Below are 246 nucleotides of genomic sequence, written 5' to 3'. Positions count from 1 at the left end.
GCTGGCAGGCCTTCGTCAATGCCGACGAGGACGGGTTCGTGCGGCGCGTGAGCGTGAGCCCGGGCAACCGGGCCGAAGTGGACAGCCTGTGTGATCTGATGGTCGGCGACGAGACCGCCCTCTATGCCGACAGCGCCTATATCGGGCCGCGCACCCGGGCGCTTCTGGCGCATCACGCGATGCGCGATCAGGTGCAGCGGCACGGGGTTCGCAGGCGCAAACTGACGCCACAGGAGCGTGCCCGGA

General features: G+C 69.1%; 1 pseudogene. It reads left to right on the top strand.

Annotated features, from left to right (window positions below):
• Nucleotides 1-246, top strand: a pseudogene (locus C6W92_RS18220) (hypothetical protein); the annotation flags it as partial.

The organism is Roseovarius sp. A46 (assembly GCF_004126395.1).
GTDB lineage: Bacteria > Pseudomonadota > Alphaproteobacteria > Rhodobacterales > Rhodobacteraceae > Roseovarius > Roseovarius nitratireducens.
Note: the sequence above shows the minus strand (reverse complement) of the source record. Positions and strands in the feature narration are given on the sequence as shown.